This is a genomic window from Streptomyces sp. BRA346 (assembly GCF_052851135.1).
Window position 1 is genome coordinate 210,242 of record NZ_JAIWIH010000004.1, and the last position, 23,065, is coordinate 233,306.

Below are 23,065 nucleotides of genomic sequence, written 5' to 3' on the forward strand. Positions count from 1 at the left end.
CTCTCCTGCGAGTCCGAGGGGGTGGGGGCTAGGCGAAGGCGATCTCGTAGATGCCGCCGGCGATGGCTCCACCGAGGAGCGGGCCGACGACGGGGATCCAGGCGTAGCCCCAGTCCGACCCGCCCTTGTTGGGCAGCGGCAGGAGGGCGTGCACGATGCGCGGGCCCAGGTCACGTACCGGGTTGATGGCGTAGCCGGTCGGGCCGCCGAGCGAGAGGCCGATGCCGACCACGACCAGGGCGGTGATCAGGACGCCGATCACGCCCAGACCCTTGCCGTCGCCGTTCAGGCCCTGGGTGAGGATGGCGAGGACCAGCACGACGGTGGCGATGATCTCGGTGACCAGGTTCTGAGCCGTGTTCCGGATCTCCGGACCGGTGGAGAAGATCCCCAGCACCGGGCCCGCGGCGCCCGCCTGAGCGGCGTCGGCCTTCGTCGTGTCCTGGGCGCCCGGACCGCCGACCACCGCGCGGTCGGTGAGGTGCGCCTGGAAGTGGCCCACGTACGCGAACCACACCAGGACCGCGCCGATCATGGCGCCGGTGATCTGCCCGAGGAAGTAGATCGGTACGTCGCCCCACTCGGTGCCGCCCGAGATCGCGAGACCGAGCGTCACCGCCGGGTTGAGGTGCGCCCCGGAGAGCGGCGCCGAGATGTATGCGCCCGTGAGGACGGCGAAGCCCCACCCGAAGGTGATGGCCAGCCATCCCGCGTCGAACGCCTTGGATCGCTTCAAGAGAACGCCTGCGACGACACCACAGCCGAGCAGGGTGAGTACGGCGGTACCGATGGTCTCGCCGATGAAGATGTCGGAGCTGGACACCCGCGACTCCTTTGTCCTTCGTCCAGGGGAAGGCGAACCCCCGGTCCCGCCGGAGATCCGCGCCCTCATGGGAGGGCGTTGGTCGGCCCGCGGCGAGTCCACCATAGCGAATATTGTCGTCAGGTGTTCGACAATGCCGACCGATGAACGGCAGTTTTCTTCACGGCGAAGACCCCGTCAAGGGTCGTGTGGAGGAAAACTCGGGAGGATGTGAAACCGTGATGAGGGACCATAGACCTGGCCAAAGGTCCTGGTCAGGACGGGCGATCAGGCTCCCGGCCCAGGTCGGGCGCGCTCCGGTCCGGGGCCGGGGCGGCCGGGCCGGGGCGGGTCTCCGGGAGGGGCCGGGGTCAGAACCGCCCCGCGCCCAGGTCGCGGGAGACCGCCCGCGCGCAGTCCCGTACGGCGGCGATCAGCTCGGAGCGCAGCTCCCCGTCCTCACACACCCGCTCCACCGCGCCCGTGATCCCCACCGCCCCCACCGGCAGCCGCCGCCGGTCGTGCACCGGGGCCGCGACCGACGCGACGCCCTCCCAGGTCTCCTCCACGTCCGAGCCCCAGCCGCGCGCCCGGGTGAGCGCGAGGACGCCCTCGAACGCGTCCGTCTCGGTCACCGTGCGCTTGGTGAACGGCTTCCGGTCGCCCTCGGCCGCCTCGCTGTGCGCCACCGGGTCGTACGCGGACAGCACCTTGCCCAGCGCGGTGGAGTGCAGCGGCTGCATGGCGCCGACCTCCAGCACCTGACGGCTGTCGTCCGGCCGGAAGACATGGTGGACGATGAGCACGCCCTGCTGGTGCAGCACGCCGAGGTAGACGCTCTCGCCGCTGGAGCGGGCCAGGTCGTCCGTCCACACCAGGGCCCGGGCGCGCAGCTCGTGGACGTCCAGATAGCTGTTGCCCAGCCGCAGCAGCTCGGCGCCCAGCTGGTAGCGGCCCGAGTTCTCGTCCTGCTCGACGAACCCCTCCTGCTGGAGGGTGCGCAGGATGCCGTGGGCGGTCCCCTTGGCGAGCCCGAGGGTGGAGGCGATGTCGGACAGTCCCAGCCGGCGCTCGCCGCCGGCGAGCAGGCGTAGCATCGCGGCAGCGCGCTCCAACGACTGGATGTTCCGTGCCATCGCCAACCTCCTGACTGCGGTTCGACAATGCTGAACACTATCGGTCCATGCCGACTCCGCGGTACACACAGCCAAACGTAAACGATCACCAGTCCGCGGCGGCCGACCGGAGGATGTGAGTCCGGGTGCTGGGACGGCCCCCTGCCCTCTTGCCCCCGGCAGCTAGGCTGGCCTGGTGCGCCCTTGCCAAGTGAGGGCGCAAAGCCGACAGCCGTCGCACTCCAGGGAGCACATCCATGGCCTCGCACACGTCATCGTCCGCATCCGCCGCCCGAATCGACGCCCTCCGCGAGGCACTCGCCTCCCGCGTGGTGGTCGCCGACGGTGCGATGGGAACGATGCTCCAGGCGCAGGACCCCAGTCTCGACGACTTCCAGCAGCTCGAGGGCTGCAACGAGATCCTCAACATCACCCGCCCCGACATCGTCCGCTCGGTCCACGAGGCGTACTTCGCAGTGGGCGTGGACTGTGTCGAGACGAACACCTTCGGCGCCAACCACGCGGCGCTGGGCGAGTACGACATCCCCGAGCGGGTCTACGAGCTGTCCGAGGCGGGCGTCCGGATCGCCCGCGAGGTGGCCGACGAGTTCGCCGCCGACGGGCGCCACCGCTGGGTGCTCGGCTCGATGGGCCCCGGAACCAAGCTCCCCACCCTCGGCCACGCCCCGTACACCACGCTGCGCGACGCCTACCAGCAGAACGCCGAAGGCATGATCGCCGGTGGTGCGGACGCCCTCCTGGTCGAGACCACCCAGGACCTGCTCCAGACCAAGGCCGCGATCCTCGGCGCCCGCCGCGCCCTGGACGCCACCGGCGCGGGCCTCCCCATCATCTGCTCGGTCACCGTCGAGACCACCGGCACCATGCTGCTGGGCTCCGAGATCGGCGCGGCGCTGACCGCCCTGGAACCGCTCGGCATCGACATGATCGGCCTCAACTGCGCCACCGGCCCGGCCGAGATGAGCGAGCACCTGCGCTACCTCGCCCGCCACTCGCGCGTGCCGCTGTCCTGCATGCCGAACGCGGGCCTGCCGGTGCTCGGCAAGGACGGCGCCCACTACCCGCTCACCCCGTCCGAGCTGGCCGACGCCCAGGAGACCTTCGTCCGCGAGTACGGCATGTCGCTGGTCGGCGGCTGCTGCGGCACCACGCCCGAGCATCTGCGCCAGGTCGTCGAGCGGGTCCGCGACCTGACCCCGGCCACGCGCGAGCCGCGCCCCGAGCCGGGCGCCGCCTCGCTGTACCAGACGGTTCCGTTCCGTCAGGACACCTCGTACCTGGCCATCGGCGAGCGGACGAACGCCAACGGGTCGAAGAAGTTCCGCGAGGCCATGCTGGACGGCCGCTGGGACGACTGCGTGGAGATGGCCCGCGAGCAGATCCGCGAGGGCGCCCACCTGCTCGACCTGTGCGTCGACTACGTCGGCCGCGACGGCGTCGCCGACATGCGGGAGCTGGCCGGCCGCTTCGCCACCGCCTCCACCCTGCCGATCGTGCTGGACTCCACCGAGGTGGACGTCATCGAGGCAGGGCTCGAGAAGCTGGGCGGCCGCGCGGTCATCAACTCGGTCAACTACGAGGACGGCGACGGCCCCGAGTCCCGCTTCGCCAGGGTCACCCAGCTCGCCCGCGAGCACGGCGCCGCGCTGATCGCGCTGACCATCGACGAGGAGGGCCAGGCGCGCACGCCGGAGAAGAAGGTCGAGATCGCCCAGCGGATCATCGCCGACCTCACCGGCAACTGGGGCATCCGCGAGTCCGACATCCTCATCGACACCCTGACCTTCACCATCTGCACCGGGCAGGAGGAGTCCCGCAAGGACGGCATCGCCACCATCGAGGCGATCCGCGAGCTCAAGCGCCGCCACCCGGACGTGCAGACCACGCTGGGCCTGTCGAACATCTCCTTCGGCCTCAACCCGGCCGCCCGCATCCTGCTCAACTCCGTCTTCCTGGACGAGTGCGTCAAGGCCGGGCTGGACTCGGCGATCGTCCACGCGAGCAAGATCCTGCCGATCGCGCGGTTCGACGAGGAGCAGGTCACCGCTGCCCTCGACCTGATCTACGACCGCCGCGCCGAGGGCTACGACCCGCTCCAGAAGCTGATGGCGCTCTTCGAGGGCGCCACCGCCAAGTCCCTCAAGGCGGGCAAGGCCGAGGAACTGGCCGCCCTGCCCCTGGACGAGCGCCTCCAGCGGCGCATCATCGACGGCGAGCGCAACGGCCTGGAGGCCGACCTCGACGAGGCGCTCCAGGAGCGCCCGGCGCTGGAGATCGTCAACGAGACGCTGCTGGCGGGCATGAAGGTCGTCGGCGATCTGTTCGGCTCCGGCCAGATGCAGCTGCCGTTCGTCCTCCAGTCCGCCGAGGTGATGAAGACCGCGGTGGCCCACCTGGAGCCGCACATGGAGAAGTCCGACGACGAGGGCAAGGGCACCATCGTGCTCGCCACCGTCCGCGGCGACGTCCATGACATCGGCAAGAACCTCGTGGACATCATCCTGTCCAACAACGGCTACAACGTGGTCAACCTCGGCATCAAACAGCCGGTCTCCGCGATCCTGGACGCCGCCCAGGAGCACCGCGCCGACGTCATCGGCATGTCAGGGCTGCTGGTGAAGTCCACGGTGATCATGAAGGAGAACCTGGAGGAGCTGAACCAGCGCAGCCTGGCCTCCGACTACCCCGTCATCCTCGGCGGCGCCGCCCTCACCCGCGCCTACGTCGAACAGGACCTCCACGAGATCTACGAGGGCGAGGTCCGCTACGCCCGCGACGCCTTCGAGGGCCTGCGCCTCATGGACGCCCTCATCGCCGTCAAGCGCGGCGTCCCCGGCGCGGAGCTGCCCGCCCTCAAACAGCGCCGGGTGCCCAAGCGGGATACGGCCCTGAGCGACCCGGAGCCGGAGGGCCCGTCGCGCTCGGACGTCGCCACCGACAACCCGGTGCCCACCCCGCCCTTCTGGGGCACCCGCGTCGTCAAGGGTATCCAGCAGGTCGACTACGCCTCCTGGCTGGACGAGGGCGCGCTGTTCAAGGGCCAGTGGGGACTCAAGGAGGCCCGCACCGGCGACGGGCCGAGCTACGCGGAGCTGGTGGAGTCCGAGGGCCGCCCGCGGCTGCGCGGCTGGCTGGACAAGCTGCGTACGGAGAACCTGCTGGAAGCCGCCGTGGTCTACGGCTACTTCCCCTGCGTCTCCAAGGGCGACGACCTGGTCCTGCTCAACGAGGACGGCAGCGAGCGCACCCGCTTCACCTTCCCGCGCCAGCGCCGCGGCCGCCGGCTGTGCCTGGCGGACTTCTTCCGGCCCGAGGAGTCCGGCGAGACCGATGTGGTCGGCCTCCAGGTCGTCACCGTCGGCTCGAGGATCGGCGAGGCGACCGCGGACCTGTTCGCCGCCGACTCCTACCGCGACTACCTGGAGCTGCACGGGCTGTCCGTACAGCTCGCCGAGGCGCTCGCCGAGTACTGGCACGCCCGGGTCCGGTCCGAGCTGGGCTTCGCGGGGGAGGACCCCGGCGACATCGAGGACATGTTCGCGCTGAAGTACCGCGGCGCGCGCTTCTCGCTCGGCTACGGCGCCTGCCCCGACCTGGAGGACCGGGCCAAGATCGCCGAACTGCTGGAGCCGGAGCGGATCGGGGTGAAGCTCTCCGAGGAGTTCCAGCTGCACCCCGAGCAGTCGACCGACGCGATCGTCATCCATCACCCGGAGGCGAAGTACTTCAACGCCCGGTAACCGGCGGGCGCCCGACGGGAGGCGCCGCGACGCGCCGCGTCGTAAACTGGTCGATCCGGTAGAGGCCGGTCGTCTTCCACATCGTGGAAGGGGGCCGGCCTTCGTGCCCCGCATCCGGAGGTGTTTGGATGACCAGCAGCATCCCCGCCGTCGACACCCGTACGGCCGAAGGCTCCGCCCTCCAGGCGGTCCTGCTCGACATGGACGGCACCCTGGTGGACACCGAGGACATCTGGTGGGACGCGGAAGTGTCGATCTTCGCCGAGCTGGGCCACGCCCTCGCCGAGGAGTACCGCCAGGTGGTGGTCGGCGGCCCGATGACCCGCAGCGCCTCGTTCCTCATCGAGGCCACCGGCGCCGACATCGCGCTCGCCGAGCTGACCGGCCTGCTGAACAGCCGCTTCACCGAGCTGCTCGACGGCACCGTGCCCATGCTGCCCGGCGCGCGCCGGCTGCTCACCGAGCTGGGCGCGCACGGGGTGCCGACCGCCCTGGTCTCCGCCTCGCACCGCCGGGTGATGGACCGGCTGCTGCGGTCGATCGGACCTGAGAACTTCGCGCTGACGGTCGCGGGCGACGAGATCGGCCGTACCAAACCGCACCCCGACCCGTATCTGTTCGCCGCCGCGGGGCTGGCCGCCGACCCGGCACGGTGCGTGGTCATCGAGGACACGGCGACCGGGGTACGGGCCGCCGAGGCGGCCGGGTGCCGGGTGCTGGCGGTGCCCTCCCTCGTGCCGATCGAGCCCGCGGCGGGCCGCACGGTCGTCGGATCGCTGGAAGAAGTCGATCTTCCATTTCTGCGCGGGCTGGTCACAGGAATGCACTGATCGGGCACTGAGCGTATGTCTGTAAATTGCAGACTGAATAACGCGCTCCCTGTTTTTGTGCGTCGGCAGCGGCATTCCGGGCGTGATGTTTATCACTGCATATGCTGTCGACAGGTGGGGTGGGTATCTGCTGCGCGTCCTGTTTGGTGCGATGTGGGCGCGCCCTTGTGTCCGGATTGATGACATGCCGTACGAAACGCGACCGCGTTCGAATATCGGGCGGACCTTTCGCGTTATCGGTGCGTGATATCGCCTCAACTTCGTTGTGTCTGAGCATGGCTGGCGCCTCGGACTAATCTCGTCGCGAGTGGTTGATCGATCGCAGGGAGACTCCCGACAATGAAGCGCAAGTCGCTCGCGCTGCCGGCCGTGGCGGGCCTACTGACGTCAGCGCTCACCGCATGCGGTGGACCCGACGGCTCGGGCGCTGACGACGGCGCCATCGTCCTGGGGAGTACCGACCGGATCGAGGCCTCCAAGGCGGCGCCGGCCCCGCTGGACCCCGCCCAGGCATACGACTTCGCCTCCTGGAGCGTCCTCCACAACACCTTCCAGACGCTGATGCGGCTGCCCCGCTCGGGAACCGAGCCGATACCCGACGCCGCGCAGAAGTGCGGCTTCCAGGACCGGCAGAGCGAGCAGTACCGCTGCACCCTGCGCAGCGGGCTGAAGTTCTCCAACGGCCACGCGCTCACCTCCGAGGACGTCAAGTTCTCCCTCGACCGGATGCTGCGCATCAAGGACCGCAACGGCCCGGTCTCCCTGCTCTCCAACGTCGACAAGGTGGAGACCCCGACCTCCCGCGAGGTCGTCATCCACCTCCGCGCGCCCGACGCGACCTTCCCGTCCAAGCTCACCACCCCGGCCGCGGCCATCCTGGACAGCGAGGCCTACCGGGGGAACGCGCTGCGCAAGGGCTTCAGCCTCGTCGGCTCGGGCCCGTACCAGGCGAAGACCGAGGTGCGGGACGACCGGCTGGTGAAGGTGCTCTTCACCAAGAACCCGAACTACCAGGGCGATGTGAAGCCGCACAGCAACAAGGTCGAGATGCGGTTCTTCGACTCCGCACCGGCCATGGAGAAGGCGCTGACCAAGGGCGACATCGACGTGGTGCACCGCGGCTTCTCGCCCGGCCAGATCGACGAGCTCAACAAGGGCGAGGTCGAGGGCGTCCGGCTCTTCGAGTCCTCCGGCCAGGGCATCCGCTACCTCGTCTTCGACACCGACGCCCCGGTGGTCGGCACCAAGGCCGTACGGCAGGCCATCGCCCAGCTGGTGGACCGGCAGGCGCTGGTGCGCGACGTCTACAAGCGGACCGCCGAGCCCCTCTACTCGCTGATCCCGAACAACGTCACCTCGCACACCAACTCGTTCTACAACGAGTACGGCGACCCCGACCCCGACGCGGCCCGCACCGTCCTGCGCAACGCCGGGGTCAGCACCCCGGTGAAGCTGACCCTGACGTACACGACCGACCACTACGGTCCCGAGACCGCCCAGGAGTTCAAGGAGCTCCGGAGCCAGCTCAACCGCAGCGGTCTCTTCAAGGTCAAGATCAAGGGCGTCCGCTGGACCGAGTTCCGCCCCAACCTCCCCAAGCGCGCGTACGCCGCCTACGGCATGGGGTGGCTGCCGGACTTCCCGGACCCGGACAACTACGTCGCGCCCTTCCTGACCAAGGACAACTTCCTCAACTCGCCCTACCGCGACAGCGCCGTACAGGGCGAGCTGATCCCGCGGACCCGGCAGGAGAGCCAGCGCTCCCGCGCGGCCGGAGACTTCCAGACCATCCAGAACACCGTCGCCGACGATGTGCCCTATCTGCCGCTGTGGCAGGGGAACACCTATGTGGCGGCCCGAGAGAACATCACCGGGGCCGAATACGCATTCGACTCCTCGACCATGCTCCAGCTCTGGGAGCTGGGCCGGGGAGCCAACAGCTGACGCAACGCCAGACGGGGGCCGGATAACGAGACGACGAAACTGTGAGGAAACCACCCGTGAGGAAACGTGACCAGTGGCTGGCAGCTCCCCTTGGAGCGGGACTTGCCGCCGCCCTGCTCACCGGCTGTGGGAGCGAGGACGGGGACACCGCGGGCAGCGGTGAGCACATCGTCATGGGAATGTCGGACGAGGTGCTGGCAACCGACCCGGCATCCGGCTACGACCCGGGCTCCTGGCTGTTGTTCAACAACGTGTTCCAGTCGCTGCTGAGCTTCCCCAAGGGCGGCACCACCCCGCAGCCGGAGGCGGCGGAGAAGTGCGGCTTCAAGGACAACTCCAGCCAGGTCTTCACCTGCACCCTGCGGAACGACCTGAAGTTCTCCAACGGACATCCGCTGACCTCCGAGGACGTCAAGTTCTCGTTCGAGCGCACCATGCGGATCAACGACGAAAACGGCCCGGCGGTGATGCTCGCCAGCATCGGGAACATCAAGACCCCGGACGAGCGGACCGTCGTCTTCAACCTGAAGACCCCGGACGCCACCTTCCCGCAGAAGATCGCCTCCGGCGCCGGGTCCATCGTGGACCACAGCGCATACCCGGCCGACAAGCTGCGCACCGACAACAAGGCGATCGGCTCCGGCGTCTACAAGCTGGACTCCTTCAGCAAGAAGGAGGCGGACTTCTCGGTCAACGGCCAGTACAAGGGCCCCGCCGAGGCCCAGAACACCGGCATGACCCTGAAGTTCTTCGAGGGCCGCCAGGAGGAGCTGAAGGACGCCGTCCAGAACGGCGACGTGGACCTGGCCTACCGCGGGCTGGCCATGAAGGACCTGGCCGACCTCCAGGCCGAGTCCCTCAGCGGCGGCAAGAACCTCAACGTCGTCGAGGGCACCGGCGCCGAGGTCCAGCACCTGGTCTTCAACATGAAGGACCCGGTCGCCGGAAAGCTCGGCGTGCGCAAGGCCATGGCGTACCTCCTCGACCGCTCCACCCTGGTCCGGGACGTCTACAAGCGCACCGCCGAGCCGCTGTACTCGGTCGTCCCCGCCGGTATCACCGGCCACAACACCGCCTTCTTCGACAAGTACGGCGACCGGCCGCAGCCCGAGAAGGCCGAGCAGGCGCTGCGCGACGAGGGCATCACCGACAAGGTCAAGCTGACCCTGTGGGGCACCCCGATCCGCTACGGCCCCGGCACCGTGCCGGGCCTGCACGAGATCGCCAAGCAGCTCAACGCCAGCGGGCTGTTCGACGTCGACGTGAAGAGCACCGACGTCGCCACCTACGAGAAGGGCGTGGCCCAGGGGGACTACCCCGTCTACGTCAAGGGCTGGGTGCCCGACTACCCGGACCCGGACAACTTCGTCGCCCCGTTCTTCGGCGCCGGGAACGTCCTGGCCAACAACTACACCCAGGCGCAGCTCACCGGGCAGCTCATCCCGGCCACCGCGGGCCAGCCCAGCCGCGCGGCCACCGTCGGCGACTTCCAGAAGATCCAGGACCTGGTCGCCGACGACGTGCCGATGCTGCCGCTGTGGCAGGGCAAGCAGTACGCGGTGGCCCAGGAGTCCATCTCCGGGCTCCAGTGGACCCTGGACGCCTCGACGGTCTTCCGCTTCTGGGAGATCAAGAAGTCGCCCACGGACTGACGCCCGGTCCCGCCCCGGCGCGCGCCTGATGCCTACTGCGCGCCGGGGCGGACCAGCCCGCTCTCGTACGCGTACACCGCGGCCTGCACCCGGTCCCGCAGCCCCAGCTTGGTCAGCACATGGCCCACATGCGTCTTGACCGTCGTCTCGCTCACGAACAGATCCGCCGCGATCTCCGCGTTCGACAGCCCCCGGGCCACCAGCTTCAGCACCTCGACCTCGCGCTCGGTGAGCGTGTGCAGGGTGTCCGGAACCGGCTCCTCACCCGACGGCAGATGCCCCGCGTACTTGTCGAGCAGCCGTCGCGTGATGCTCGGCGCCAGCATCGCCTCGCCCGCCGCCACCACGCGGATGGCCTGCACCAGCTCGGTCGCCGGGGCGTCCTTCAGCAGAAAGCCGCTGGCCCCGGCGCGCAGCGCCTCCACCACGTACTCGTCGAGGTCGAAGGTGGTCAGCACCAGCACCTTCGCCGGGCCGTCCCGCCCGGGACCGGTGATCTGCCGGGTCGCCTCCACCCCGTCCATCCGCGGCATCCGGATGTCCATCAGCACCACGTCGGGCTGGAGCGCCCGCACCTGGTCGAGGGCCTGAAGCCCGTCCCCCGCCTCGCCGACGACCGCCAGATCCTGCTCCGCCTCCAGGATCATCCGGAATCCGGTGCGCAGCAGCGGTTGATCATCGACCAGTAGGACGCGGATCGCCACGGGATCTCCTTCGCTAGACCGCGTCCATTCTGCCGGAGCCGTGGTCCCCAGAGGGAGCAGGGGAGGGAGCAGGGGACTGAGCCGGGATCACGGGCAGCGGATACGCCGGGGGAGTGCCACCGAATTCCGGACAGTGCGCCTGGTGATCGCACCAGCCGCACAGCTTGGTCCGGCGCGGCAGGAAATCCCCCGACTCCGTCGCCAGCCGGATCGCCTCCCACAGGGCCAGCACCTTGCGCTCCACCCCGAGCAGATCCCGCTCCTCCGGGTCGTACGTCAGCACATCGCCGCTGCCCAGGTAGACCAGCTGGAGCCGGCGCGGCACCGTGCCCCGCAGCCGCCACAGCACCAGCGCGTAGAACTTCATCTGGAACAGCGCCTCGCCCGCGTAACTCGGCGCGGGCGCCTTCCCCGTCTTGTAGTCGACGATCCGCACGTCCCCGCTCGGCGCGATGTCCACCCGGTCGATGATCCCGCGCAGCGTCAGCCCCGACTCCAGCGCGGTCTCCACGAACAGCTCCCGCTCGGCGGGCTCCAGCCGGGTCGGGTCCTCCAGCGAGAACCACCCCTCCACCAGCTTCTCCGCCCCCGCCAGCCACTCGGCCAGCCGCTCCGGGGCCTCCGCGCCGTCCTCCTCCCGGAACAGCTCCGCCAGCTCCGGCCGGGCCGCCACCAGCCGCTCCCACTCGCCCGGCACCATCGCCCGGGCGCGCGGCGCGGTGCGCTCCGCCGCGGGCGCGTCGAACAGCCGCTCCAGCACCGCGTGCACCACCGTGCCGCGCGTCGCGGCGGCGCTCGGCTTCTCCGGCAGTTTGTCGATCACCCGGAAGCGGTACAGCAAGGGGCACCGCATGAAGTCGGCCGCACGGGACGGCGAGAGCGACGCGGCGCGGCCGGACTGCGGTGCCCCGTCCGCCTGTTCGGGCTGCCCTGAGGTGATTCCCATGGCGAAGACCCTACGACCCGCCACCGACAGCCGGACGCATACCATCGACGTCCGAGCCCCTCGCACTGCATGATCGTGGGGACCGTATCAAAAGAGGGTGCGACCGACGCATCCGACGAGGGGACACCGTGGACAACAGCGGGCAGCGGCAGTCCGGCGACGGGGGAGCGGACCGCACGACCGAGCCCGAGGCGGACAAGCCGCGCCGCCCACGCGAGGTGGGCGGCGGCATCCTGATGGGGCGCCCCTTCGGCGTACCCGTCTACGTCTCGCCCAGCTGGTTCCTCGTGGCCGCCCTCATCACCTGGGTCTTCGGCGGCCAGCTGGAGCGGGTGCTGCCGGAGCTGGGCGCCGCCCGCTACCTGGTGTCGCTCTTCTTCGCGGTCGCCTTCTACGCCTCCGTCCTGGTCCACGAGCTGGCCCACACCGTGGCCGCCCTGCGCTTCAAGCTGCCGGTGCGCCGGATCCAGCTCCAGTTCTTCGGCGGCGTCTCGGAGATCGAGAAGGAGTCCGAGACCCCCGGCCGGGAGTTCGTCCTCGCCTTCGTCGGCCCGCTGCTCTCTCTGGTCCTCTCCGGGGTCTTCTACCTCGGCATGCTGGTCGTGGAGCCCGACACGGTCCCCGGGGTGCTGCTCGCCGGACTGATGATCTCCAACCTCATCGTGGCCGCCTTCAACCTGCTGCCCGGCCTTCCGCTGGACGGCGGGCGGATGCTGCGCGCCGTCGTCTGGAAGATCAGCGGCAAGCCCATGGCCGGCACCGTCGCCGCCGCCTGGACCGGCCGGGCGCTCGCCGTCGCCGTCCTGGTGGGACTGCCGCTGCTCACCCAGGCGGGCGGCCTCGGCGGGGAGCCCAAGGACTTCGGCAGCGTCGACTCGCTCACCGACGCGCTGCTCGCCGCCATACTGGCCGCGATCATCTGGACCGGCGCGGGCAACAGCCTGCGCATGGCCCGGCTGCGGGAGCGCCTGCCGGACCTGCGCGCCCGCAACCTCACCCGGCGCGCCGTGCCCGTCGCGGCCGACACCCCGCTGTCCGAGGCGCTACGGCGGGCCAACGAGGCGGGGGCGCGCGCCCTGGTCGTGGTGGACGGCCACGGCGCCCCCACCGCCGTGGTGCGGGAGGCGGCCATCGTCGGCGTCCCGGAGCACCGGCGCCCCTGGGTCGCGGTCAGCGGCCTCGCCCAGGACATCAAGGACGGCATGCGGGTCTCCGCCGAGCTGACCGGCGAGGAGCTGCTGGACACCCTGCGCGCCACCCCCGCGACCGAGTACCTGGTGGTGGAGGAGACGGGCGAGATCTACGGCGTGCTCTCCACGGCCGACGTCGAGCGCGCCTTCGTCAACGCCATGGCGCGCACCCCGACGGCTTGATTCGAGGCTCGCTTGCCTCCGGGCGCTCGGGTCCCCTGCCGACGCTCCTCGACACTGCGCTCTGTCGCTCCCGACGCTTGGTCTCTCCCCAGCTACCGCTGGGAGGTGCCCCCCTTTCGGCAAGGGCGCGCCCACTGGCGCTCGCCTGCGGCCCCGGGCGGCCCCGCCCTCGGGCGCCCGCCCTCGGGCGCCCGCCCAGGCCCGCCGTGCCGGGCAGGCCCGCGCTGCCGGTAGGCTGTTCACATGTCCGAACCGACCGGTGCCGCCCGCCGTCGCGGGCCCTTCCAGGTCGGGGACCAGGTCCAGCTCACCGACCCCAAGGGACGCCACTACACGTTCACGCTCGAAGCCGGGAAGAACTTCCACACCCACAAGGGTTCCTTCCCCCATGACGAGCTGATCGGCGCCCCCGAGGGAACTGTCGTGCGCACCACGGGAAACGTCGCGTACCTCGCGCTGCGTCCCCTGCTCCCCGACTATGTCCTGTCCATGCCACGCGGTGCCGCCGTGGTCTACCCCAAGGACGCGGGGCAGATCCTGGCGATGGCCGACATCTTCCCCGGCGCACGCGTCGTCGAGGCAGGCGTCGGCTCCGGCTCGCTCTCCACCTTCCTGCTGCGGGCCATCGGCGACCAGGGCATGCTGCACTCCTACGAGCGCCGGGCCGACTTCGCCGAGATCGCCTCCCAGAACGTCGAGCGCTACTTCGGCGCCCCGCACCCCGCCTGGCGGCTGACCGTCGGCGACCTCCAGGACAACCTGTCCGACACCGACGTCGACCGCGTCATCCTGGACATGCTCGCCCCCTGGGAATGCCTGGAAGCGGTCTCCAAAGCGCTCGTGCCCGGCGGCATCCTGTGCGCCTACGTCGCCACCACCACCCAGCTGGCCCGCACCGTGGAGTCCATCCGCGAGCACGGCACCTTCAACGAGCCGTCCGCCTGGGAGACCATGGTCCGCACCTGGCACGTCGAGGGCCTCGCAGTACGCCCCGACCACCGGATGATCGGCCACACCGGCTTCCTCCTCACCGCCCGCCGCCTCGCCGACGGCGTGGAACCGCCGCTGCGCCGCCGCCGGCCCGCCAAGGGCGCGTACGGCGACGACTATCCCGGCTACGGCAGCGGGAAGGACACCGCCGCCCCGGAGGGCAAGCGCGGCGCCTCCGGCGGTCAGGACGCGGCCGACCGCGGCTGAACCCCGCCAACCACGCGGCGCGGCCACCGACTTCCCCCGTGCGGGACGGTGGCCGCGCCGGTGTGAGATGTGGCACGATGCGGAGCACCCCCTCCGCCGCAGCCATCTCATGGAGTCGTCCCGCGTGCAGCCTCTGGGCCCGGATCTCGCGCACACCCGCCCCCGCCTCGGGCACTGGATCGCGACCGCGGCCGCCGTGGCCGCCGTCGTCGCCGGAGCGTCGGCCTTCCAGCCCGCCGACGCCAAGGCCACCTCGGCCCCCACCACCCTCTCGGCGCCCAGCACCGGCGGCCTGCCCGCCGCACAGGCCCCCGACCCGCGCGCCGCGCACTACCCGATGGACTGCGGCCGGGCCCGGCCCGGCGTGGTGGACCGGGCCTCGGGAGACCTCGACGGCGACGGAAGGCCGGAAACCGTCGCCGTGGTGCGCTGCGAGACCGCGGCGGGCAACCCGCCCAGCGGCCTCTACGTGCTCGCGCAGCCGAACCGCAAGGGTGCGGCCCCCCGGATCGTGGCGACCTTCGTCGACCCGAAAGAGGGGATGAGTCTCCAGGATTTCGCGGTGCGCGGAACGAAGGTTTCGGCCACTTTGCTGGGCTACTCGTCGACGAAAGTGCCGCGCTGCTGTCCCGACCTCCAGCGCAAGGTCAACTGGCAGTGGAAGGACGGCGAGTTCGTCCTGAAGGCACTGCCCGTGCCGGGGAGTGTCTGACCGGTCACGCGGCGTTCCCCGCCGCCCCGGCCCCGAGGCCGCTACTCGGCGTCCGGGCCGTACACCTCGACCTTGTCCGCGGCACGCCGCACATGGATGCAGTCGCCCGGGCACTCCTTGGCCGAATCCACGACCTCGGTGAGCAGCGGCAGCGGCACCTTCGTGGTCGCGCCCTTGTCCTGGAGAAGCTCGTCGTCGGCGCTCTTGACGTAGGCTAGACCGTCGATGTCGAGTTCGAAGACCTCGGGCGCGTACTGGGCACAGATCCCGTCCCCCGTGCACAGGTCCTGGTCAATCCAGACTTCAAGATCGCCGAGCTCCTCGTTCCGCACGGTGCGTCGCCTGCCGTTCCCTCGATACGCGATTCAACATTGACTAAATATCGCCAGCCCTGGCGGGTGTTGACCGGGTCGACGATACAACCGCTCGCTTTCCGATGTTGTTGGGTGGGTATTCACCTGGCGTGAGGGAGTGCGCAAGGGTGAAGATCGGACACACGCCGACCGGGTTTGTGATCTAGGGGTTTCAACCCGCACCGGCCCAGGTAGGGTCAGGAAGCGTCCAGCTCCCCTTGGAGGAGGTGAGGACCGTGGCAGCCCACGACGACGACATCAACCGCGGCATCCGGCCGGGGCGGGGGTCTGACGACCCCGCCGGTCAGGTTGCCTATCTCGAGCAGGAAATCGCCGTCCTGCGCCGCAAGCTCGCCGACTCTCCGCGTCACACGAGGATTCTCGAAGAGCGGATCGTCGAGCTGCAGACCAACCTGGCGGGAGTCTCCGCCCAGAACGAGCGGCTCGCGAACACCCTCCGTGAGGCCCGCGACCAGATCGTGGCCCTCAAGGAGGAGGTCGACCGGCTCGCCCAGCCGCCGGCCGGTTTCGGTGCCTTTCTGCAGGCGAACGAGGACGGCACAGCCGACATCTTCACCGGAGGCCGTAAACTCCGCGTGAATGTCAGCCCAAGCGTCGAGCTCGATGACCTCCAGCGGGGCCAGGAGGTCATGCTCAACGAGGCGCTCAACGTGGTCGAGGCCATGGAGTTCGAGCGCGCCGGGGACATCGTCACCCTCAAGGAGGTCCTTGAGGACGGCGAGCGGGCCCTGGTGATCGGGCACACCGACGAGGAGCGCGTGGTGCGGCTCGCCGAGCCGCTGCTGGAAACCACCATCCGCCCCGGTGACGCCCTACTGCTGGAGCCCCGGTCCGGCTACGTCTACGAGGTCGTGCCGAAGAGCGAGGTCGAGGAACTCGTCCTCGAAGAGGTTCCGGACATCGACTACACCAAGATCGGCGGCCTGGGAAACCAGATCGAACTGATCCGGGACGCGGTCGAGCTCCCCTACCTCTACCCCGACCTGTTCAAGGAGCACGAACTGCGGCCGCCCAAGGGCGTGCTGCTGTACGGCCCGCCCGGCTGCGGCAAGACGCTGATCGCGAAGGCCGTCGCCAACTCCCTTGCCAAGAAGGTCGCCGAAGTCACCGGCAAGCCCGCGGGGAAGAGCTTCTTCCTCAACATCAAGGGCCCCGAGCTGCTGAACAAGTACGTCGGTGAGACGGAGCGGCACATCCGGCTGGTCTTCCAGCGCGCCCGCGAGAAGGCCAGCGAGGGCACGCCGGTCATCGTCTTCTTCGACGAGATGGACTCCCTGTTCCGCACCCGCGGCTCCGGAGTCAGCTCGGACGTGGAGAACACCATCGTCCCGCAGCTGCTCTCCGAGATCGACGGTGTCGAGGGCCTGGAGAACGTCATCGTCATCGGCGCCTCGAACCGCGAGGACATGATCGACCCGGCCATCCTGCGCCCCGGCCGTCTCGACGTGAAGATCAAGATCGAGCGTCCGGACGCAGAGGCCGCCAAGGACATCTTCTCGAAGTACCTGACCGCCACCCTGCCGGTCCACACGGACGACCTCGCCGAGCACGGCGGGTCCCCCAAGGCCGCTATCGCCGGCATGATTCAGTCGGTCGTCGAGCAGATGTACGCGGAATCCGAGGAGAATCGCTTCCTGGAGGTCACTTACGCCAATGGTGACAAGGAAGTCCTCTACTTCAAGGACTTCAACTCCGGCGCCATGATCCAGAACATTGTGGACCGGGCGAAGAAGATGGCCATCAAGGCATTCCTCGACCACAACCAGAAGGGCCTTCGGGTCTCCCATCTGCTCGCCGCCTGTGTGGACGAGTTCAAGGAGAACGAGGACCTGCCGAACACCACGAACCCGGACGACTGGGCCCGCATCTCCGGTAAGAAGGGTGAGCGGATCGTCTTCATCCGCACCCTGGTCACCGGAAAGCAGGGCGCGGACACCGGACGCTCCATCGACACGGTGGCCAACACCGGTCAGTACCTGTAACACCGCTGTCCGGCTGCGGATGTCCTGGACGGGGCATCCGCAGCCGGATGCGCTTTTCGGACGGCATTCATCGTATGAGTCCTACGAGCCCCACCGGAGCAATGACTGTCATGATCTCCGCAGCACCGCACAGCCGTATCCGGCTCGCCGGTACCGCCGCGGCCCCGCGGCGCGGCGGCCCGGAGGCCGGTTGCGGACCGGAAGCGCAGCGGTACTTCAGCGCCGGCCCCGGCCTGGGGCCGCGCCGGGCAAGGAGGGCCGCATGACCGTACGGCGCGTAATGGGAATCGAGACGGAGTACGGGATCTCCGTCCCGGGACACCCTAACGCCAATGCCATGCTCACCTCATCCCAGGTCGTCAACGCCTACGCGGCGGCGATGCACCGGGCGCGCCGCGCCCGCTGGGACTTCGAGGAGGAGAACCCGCTGCGGGACGCCCGCGGCTTCGACCTCGCACGTGAGTCCGCGGACGCCAGCCAGCTCACGGACGAGGACATCGGCCTGGCCAACGTCATCCTCACCAACGGTGCGCGGCTCTACGTCGACCACGCGCACCCCGAGTACTCCGCGCCCGAGGTCACCAACCCGCGGGACGCGGTGCTCTGGGACAAGGCGGGCGAGCGCATCATGGCCGAGGCCGCCATGCGCGCCGCCGAGCTGCCCGGCGCCCAGCCGATCCACCTGTACAAGAACAACACCGACAACAAGGGCGCGTCCTACGGCACGCACGAGAACTACCTGATGAAGCGGGAGACCCCCTTCTCGGACATCGTGCGCCACCTGACGCCGTTCTTCGTCTCCCGCCAGGTCGTCACGGGCGCCGGGCGCGTCGGCATCGGCCAGGACGGGCACGAGCACGGCTTCCAGATCAGTCAGCGGGCCGACTACTTCGAGGTCGAGGTGGGCCTGGAGACCACCCTCAAGCGGCCCATCATCAATACCCGGGACGAGCCGCACGCAGACGCCGAGAAGTACCGCCGGCTCCATGTGATCATCGGCGACGCCAACCTCTCCGAGCTGTCGACCTACCTCAAGCTCGGCACCACCGCGCTGGTGCTGTCGATGATCGAGGACGGCTTCATCGCCGTGGATCTCGCGGTGGACCAGCCGGTCCGCACGCTGCACCAGGTCTCGCACGACCCGACGCTCCAGCGTCTGATCACGCTGCGCAGCGGCCGTACGCTGACCGCCGTACAACTCCAGATGGAGTACTTCGAGCTGGCCCGCAAGTACGTCGAGGACCGCTTCGGCGCGGACGCCGACGACCAGACCCGGGACGTGCTGACCCGCTGGGAGGACGTGCTCAACCGGCTGGAGCGCGATCCGATGTCCCTGTCCGGCGAGCTGGACTGGGTGGCCAAGCGCGAGCTGCTGGAGGGCTACCGCAAGCGCGACACCCTGGAGTGGGACGCCGCCCGGCTCCACCTGGTGGACCTCCAGTACGCCGACGTACGGCCCGAGAAGGGTTTGTACAACCGGCTGGCGGCGCGCGGCAAGATGAAGCGGCTGCTGGACGACGCCGACGTGGCACGGGCCCAGAACAAGCCTCCGGAGGACACCCGCGCCTACTTCCGCGGCCGCTGCCTGGAGCAGTACGCGGACGACGTGGCCGCGGCCTCCTGGGACTCGGTGATCTTCGACCTCCCGGGTCGTGACTCTCTGCAACGGGTCCCCACGCTGGAGCCCCTCCGGGGCACCCGCAACCACGTCAAGGAACTACTGGACCGGTGCCGCACGGCCGAGGACCTGGTGCGGGTGCTGTCCGGAGGCTGAAATGGCCTCCGACCGGGAATCATCGTGGTGGCCTCCACGCTTTGTACCGAGTAGGAGGCCGATGTCGGACCCTGCTTGTAGGGTCTGATCTTGAGACCGATCGAATCAGCGGGCGAACCGAGCGGGGTGAGGGACATGGCGACCAAGGACACCGGCGGCGGTCAGCAGAAGGCGTCGCGCACGACCGAGGAGGTCGAGGAGCAGGCGCAGGACGCACAGGCCGCGGAGGATCTCAAGGAGCGGCAGGAAAAGCTCTCGGACGACGTCGATTCCGTGCTGGATGAAATCGACGATGTCTTGGAAGAGAACGCCGAGGACTTCGTGAGGTCCTTCGTTCAGAAGGGTGGCGAGTGATTTTGCCTTCGATTGCAAGGTGAGATCGAGGGTCGCTCGGGGTGAACGAAAAGACGAAAGCGAGGCGCTGTTCGCGTTGCAAGCAGGACCTGCCGCGGACTGCCTTCGCAAGCAACAAGTCGATGTCCGATGGTCTCCAGGCGTACTGCCGGGAGTGCTCCGCTGAGTACTACCGGCGACGCCAGGAGGCCAAGGGGAAGAGGGTCCGGGAGAAGGTGCCGGTCCCGCCGGGACACAAGCGGTGTCCGCAGTGCGAAGAGGTGAAGCCGCACTCCGAATGGGAGCGCAACAAGTCCTCGTCGGACGGCTGGGCGAGCTATTGCCGTGAGTGCAGGGCCGAGCGGAACCGGGTCAGCTATTTCAAGCGCAAGTACGGGATAACGGAAGCCGAGCGTGACGGAATGATCACATCCCAGATGGGCATGTGCACGATCTGTCTGCTCGCCCCGGCGGCCCATGTGGATCACTGCCACGAGACGGGTAGGGTCCGTGGCGTACTCTGCTTCAACTGCAATTCGGCCATCGGCAAGTTGGGAGATGATCCCGATACCGTCCGTCGTGCCGCCGCATATCTGGAAGGAAACGTGTGGAAGCCAACACTCGTAGCACCGGGCGTCTACCAGCTGCCTTCCTGACGCCAGGCTCATCCTCCTTCATGGACTTCCTCGGCGCCCACCAGCCCGAGCTGCTTCCGGGGAGCCGCCCGCTTCCCCCGGTGCAGGGTGCCATCGAGGCACCGCATGGCACGACGATCGTGGCGACGACGTTCGCAGGCGGGGTCGCGCTCGCCGGTGACCGCCGCGCGACCATGGGGAACGTCATCGCGCAGCGCGACATCGAGAAGGTCTTCCCGGTGGACGAGTACTCGGCCGTCGGTATCGCGGGCACGGCCGGTATCGCCGTGGAGATGGTCAAGCTGTTCCAGCTGGAGCTGGAGCACTTCGAGAAGGTCGAGGGCACCGTCCTCTCGCTGGAGGGCAAGGCCAACCGGCTGTCGACCATGATCCGCGGCAATCTCGGCATGGCGATGCAGGGGCTCGCCGTCCTTCCGCTCTTCGCGGGCTATGACGTCGACCGTCGGAAGGGCCGCATCTTCTCCTACGACGTGACCGGCGGGCGCTCGGAGGAGCGCGGCTTCGCGGCCATCGGCTCCGGCTCGCCGTTCGCGCGCGGTGCGCTCAAGAAGCTCTACCGCGAGGACCTGACGGAGGAGCAGGCCGCCACCGCCGTCATCCAGGCGCTGTACGACGCCGCGGACGACGACTCGGCGACCGGTGGCCCCGATCTGGCCCGGCGCATTTATCCCATCGTCATGGTCATCACCGACGACGGTTTCAAGAAGTTCTCCGAGGACGAGGTGGCCGACATCGTCCGCGCCATCCACGAGCGGCGGCTCGAGGAGCCGGACGGGCCGCGCGCCGCCCTGCTCTGAGGGGACGGTCGACCTGGAATGCATTCGCCAATGACAGAAAAGGACGGGTAGCCGGTGACGACGCCGTTCTATGTATCGCCCCAGCAGGCCATGGCCGACCGCGCGGAATACGCCCGCAAGGGCATCGCGCGTGGCCGCAGCGTGGTAGTGCTTCAGTTTTCCGACGGCATCCTCTTCGTCGCCGAGAATCCGTCCCGCGCCCTGCACAAGGTCAGCGAGATCTACGACCGGATCGCCTTCGCGGCGGTCGGCAAGTACAACGAATTCGAGAATCTGCGCATCGGCGGCGTCCGCTACGCCGATTTGCGTGGCTATACTTATGACCGCGACGATGTCACCGCCCGCGGGCTCGCCAACGTCTACGCACAGACACTGGGCACGATCTTCTCCAGCGCCGCCGAGAAGCCGTACGAGGTCGAGCTGATCGTCGCCGAGGTCGGGGAAGGCCCGGCCGAGGACCAGATCTACCGGCTGCCGCACGACGGCTCCATCGTGGACGAGCACGGCTCGGTCGCCGTCGGTGGCAACGCCGACCAGATCAGCAGCTATCTCGACCAGCGCCACCGGGACGGCATGACGCTGGCCGAGGCCCTCAAGCTGGCCGTCGACTCGCTGGCCCGGGACAACAACGGCGGCGAGCGCAGCCTCACCGCCGAGCAGCTGGAGGTCGCGGTCCTGGACCGCAAGCGGCCCCAGGCCCGGAAGTTCAAGCGCGTCCTGGGCCGTCAGCTGGCCCGTCTCCTGGAGGGTTCCGGCGCCGCGTCGGAGTCCGGCGAGGACACGGAGGAGTCCGCGTCGGAGTCCGGTGAGTCCGGTGAGTCCGGCGAGTCGTCGGAGAGCACCGAGTAGGCACCGCCCCGTCGTGATGAGCCCCGGCCGGTCTGCGGCCGGGGCTCGGGCGTCGGCGCCTCATCCGTCCGAGGGCCGGGGGAGGGCGCTGGAGTCCCGTACGACCAGTTCCACGGGCAGCGTCGTGTCCCCGGCCGGTTTCCCGTCCAGGGCCGCCATCAGCGCCCGCATGCCCTCCGCGCCGACCGCCTGGGCGGGCAGCCGTACGGTGGTCAGCTCCGGGTCGACCGCCGTGGCCAGCGCCAGGTCGTCGACGCCGGTGACCGACACGTCCTCCGGCACCCGCAGCCCCAGCCGCCGGGCGGCCTTGCACGCGCCCGCGGCGAGGATGTCGTCGTCGCACATCAGCGCCGTGGGCCGGGGGCCGGGGCCGCCGAGCGCCCGTAGCGCCGCCTGCCGCCCCTCCTCGACGCTCAGCGCCGCGTGTTCGGTGGTCAGCACGGTGCCGGGCACCGCGCGCACCGCCCCGGCCAGGGCCCGGGCGCGCACCCGGAACGTCCAGGAGTCCACCGCCGCCGCCACATGGACGATCCGGCGGTGCCCCAGGCCCAGCAGGTGCTCCGCGGCCTGCCGCATGCCGTCGCCGATGTCCAGGTTGACGGTGGAGGCGGCGGCCGGGTCGTCGGGGTCGCTGTCGAGCATCACCAGCGGCAGCCCGCCCCCGCGTACCGCGGCCAGCGCGTCGGCGGCCATCGAGGAGGCGATCACGCCGTCGAGCGAGGCCCGGGCGGAGTCGAAGGGGTCCCGGGCGGGGCCGACGCCCTCGGGGGAGGGGTAGAGCACCACGCCGAAGCCGTGGTCGGCGGCGACGCGGGCGGCGCCGGTGTAGACGTGGGCGAAGAACTCGTTGGTGAGGGCCGGGACGACGAGCAGCACGGTCCGGGTGCGGCCCAGCCGCAGGCTGCGCGCCGCCAGGTTCGGCCGGTAGCCCAGTTCGCGCGCCGCGGCCCGTACGGCGTCCGCGGTGCGCTCCGACACCCGTCCGCGCCACTTGTCGCCGAGCACGAGGGAGACGGTCGCCTGGGACACTCCGGCGCGCCGCGCCACGTCCCGGCTGGTGACCCGTGCCGCGGCTGCGGACGGTCCGGTCCCGTGTGCCACTTCGCCTCCGCTGCGTCCGTCCCTGCACCTGTGTTCGCCTGCCACGGGTGGACCCGGGGCAGGCCGCCATGGTACGTATAACGACGCGTCGTTATACGTAAAACTTGATCCATCACCCATCAGCACATGACCCACTCAGCACATGACCCACGAGGAGGGGCAG

At 69.6% G+C, this 23,065-nt stretch carries 19 protein-coding genes; 13 read left to right on the plus strand and 6 right to left on the minus strand.

What is annotated here, in order from left to right; all coding sequences use genetic code 11:
• Nucleotides 1–28: 28 nt before the first annotated feature.
• Both LCH29_RS06610 and LCH29_RS06615 read right to left on the minus strand, forming a co-directional pair.
• Nucleotides 29–823, minus strand: a complete 795-nt coding sequence (locus LCH29_RS06610; RefSeq protein ID WP_446460735.1) for an MIP/aquaporin family protein — start codon at nt 821–823, stop codon at nt 29–31.
• A 350-nt stretch (nt 824–1,173) separates the two neighbouring features.
• The gene (locus tag LCH29_RS06615) at nt 1,174–1,938 is read right to left on the minus strand and encodes an IclR family transcriptional regulator (RefSeq protein ID WP_123101089.1); all 765 of its coding nucleotides are present in this window, start codon (nt 1,936–1,938) and stop codon (nt 1,174–1,176) included.
• A gap of 236 nt (nt 1,939–2,174) precedes the next feature.
• Here LCH29_RS06615 and metH point away from each other — a divergent pair, with 236 nt between their 5' ends.
• The 4 genes from metH to LCH29_RS06635 all read left to right on the plus strand — a co-directional run bounded on the left by metH (nt 2,175) and on the right by LCH29_RS06635 (nt 10,104).
• On the plus strand, nt 2,175–5,678 hold the full coding sequence (metH, locus tag LCH29_RS06620) for a methionine synthase (RefSeq protein WP_446460736.1): 3,504 nt from the start codon (nt 2,175–2,177) through the stop codon (nt 5,676–5,678).
• Nucleotides 5,679–5,806: 128 nt separating this feature from the next.
• A complete protein-coding gene (locus LCH29_RS06625; RefSeq protein ID WP_446460737.1) occupies nt 5,807–6,508 on the plus strand; it encodes an HAD family hydrolase in 702 nt (233 codons plus the stop codon).
• A 339-nt stretch (nt 6,509–6,847) separates the two neighbouring features.
• Complete coding sequence (locus tag LCH29_RS06630) at nt 6,848–8,452, plus strand: ABC transporter substrate-binding protein (RefSeq protein WP_446460738.1); 1,605 nt, start codon at nt 6,848–6,850, stop codon at nt 8,450–8,452.
• A gap of 56 nt (nt 8,453–8,508) precedes the next feature.
• Complete coding sequence (locus LCH29_RS06635; RefSeq protein WP_446460739.1) at nt 8,509–10,104, plus strand: ABC transporter substrate-binding protein; 1,596 nt, start codon at nt 8,509–8,511, stop codon at nt 10,102–10,104.
• A gap of 32 nt (nt 10,105–10,136) precedes the next feature.
• On the opposite strand, the gene LCH29_RS06640 is transcribed toward LCH29_RS06635, so the two are convergent.
• Both LCH29_RS06640 and LCH29_RS06645 read right to left on the minus strand, forming a co-directional pair.
• Nucleotides 10,137–10,808: a response regulator gene (locus LCH29_RS06640; protein WP_009719179.1), complete on the minus strand. Its 672-nt coding sequence runs from the start codon at nt 10,806–10,808 to the stop codon at nt 10,137–10,139.
• Nucleotides 10,809–10,821: 13 nt separating this feature from the next.
• Nucleotides 10,822–11,754 carry a RecB family exonuclease gene (locus LCH29_RS06645; protein WP_446460740.1) on the minus strand — a complete coding sequence of 311 codons (933 nt, stop codon included), beginning with the start codon at nt 11,752–11,754 and terminating at the stop codon, nt 10,822–10,824.
• 128 nt (nt 11,755–11,882) lie between these two features.
• Here LCH29_RS06645 and LCH29_RS06650 point away from each other — a divergent pair, with 128 nt between their 5' ends.
• The 3 genes from LCH29_RS06650 to LCH29_RS06660 all read left to right on the plus strand — a co-directional run bounded on the left by LCH29_RS06650 (nt 11,883) and on the right by LCH29_RS06660 (nt 15,036).
• Nucleotides 11,883–13,127, plus strand: a complete 1,245-nt coding sequence (locus tag LCH29_RS06650; protein WP_446460741.1) for a site-2 protease family protein — start codon at nt 11,883–11,885, stop codon at nt 13,125–13,127.
• Nucleotides 13,128–13,370: 243 nt separating this feature from the next.
• Nucleotides 13,371–14,324: a tRNA (adenine-N1)-methyltransferase gene (locus LCH29_RS06655; RefSeq protein ID WP_446460742.1), complete on the plus strand. Its 954-nt coding sequence runs from the start codon at nt 13,371–13,373 to the stop codon at nt 14,322–14,324.
• 109 nt (nt 14,325–14,433) lie between these two features.
• A complete protein-coding gene (locus tag LCH29_RS06660; RefSeq protein WP_446460743.1) occupies nt 14,434–15,036 on the plus strand; it encodes a hypothetical protein in 603 nt (200 codons plus the stop codon).
• 41 nt (nt 15,037–15,077) lie between these two features.
• Here the strand turns inward: LCH29_RS06660 and LCH29_RS06665 are convergent, their stop codons facing one another.
• Nucleotides 15,078–15,368 carry a ferredoxin gene (locus LCH29_RS06665; protein ID WP_055553393.1) on the minus strand — a complete coding sequence of 97 codons (291 nt, stop codon included), beginning with the start codon at nt 15,366–15,368 and terminating at the stop codon, nt 15,078–15,080.
• A gap of 257 nt (nt 15,369–15,625) precedes the next feature.
• Here LCH29_RS06665 and arc point away from each other — a divergent pair, with 257 nt between their 5' ends.
• From arc to prcA, 6 genes are all read left to right on the plus strand, one after another.
• Nucleotides 15,626–17,392 carry a proteasome ATPase gene (gene arc / locus LCH29_RS06670; protein ID WP_446460744.1) on the plus strand — a complete coding sequence of 589 codons (1,767 nt, stop codon included), beginning with the start codon at nt 15,626–15,628 and terminating at the stop codon, nt 17,390–17,392.
• Nucleotides 17,393–17,654: 262 nt separating this feature from the next.
• Nucleotides 17,655–19,166, plus strand: a complete 1,512-nt coding sequence (gene dop, locus LCH29_RS06675; protein WP_446460745.1) for a depupylase/deamidase Dop — start codon at nt 17,655–17,657, stop codon at nt 19,164–19,166.
• Nucleotides 19,167–19,301: 135 nt separating this feature from the next.
• Entirely contained in the window at nt 19,302–19,520 is a 219-nt protein-coding gene (locus tag LCH29_RS06680) for a ubiquitin-like protein Pup (RefSeq protein WP_055553398.1), read from the plus strand.
• 122 nt (nt 19,521–19,642) lie between these two features.
• A complete protein-coding gene (locus LCH29_RS06685; RefSeq protein WP_446460746.1) occupies nt 19,643–20,155 on the plus strand; it encodes an endonuclease VII domain-containing protein in 513 nt (170 codons plus the stop codon).
• Complete coding sequence (gene prcB / locus LCH29_RS06690) at nt 20,107–20,952, plus strand: proteasome subunit beta (RefSeq protein WP_446460747.1); 846 nt, start codon at nt 20,107–20,109, stop codon at nt 20,950–20,952. The genes LCH29_RS06685 and prcB overlap by 49 nt, the downstream gene beginning before the upstream one ends.
• Before the next feature lie 54 nt (nt 20,953–21,006).
• Entirely contained in the window at nt 21,007–21,801 is a 795-nt protein-coding gene (gene prcA, locus LCH29_RS06695; protein WP_446460748.1) for a proteasome subunit alpha, read from the plus strand.
• A 60-nt stretch (nt 21,802–21,861) separates the two neighbouring features.
• On the opposite strand, the gene LCH29_RS06700 is transcribed toward prcA, so the two are convergent.
• Nucleotides 21,862–22,902, minus strand: a complete 1,041-nt coding sequence (locus LCH29_RS06700) for a LacI family DNA-binding transcriptional regulator (RefSeq protein WP_446460749.1) — start codon at nt 22,900–22,902, stop codon at nt 21,862–21,864.
• Nucleotides 22,903–23,065: the final 163 nt, after the last annotated feature.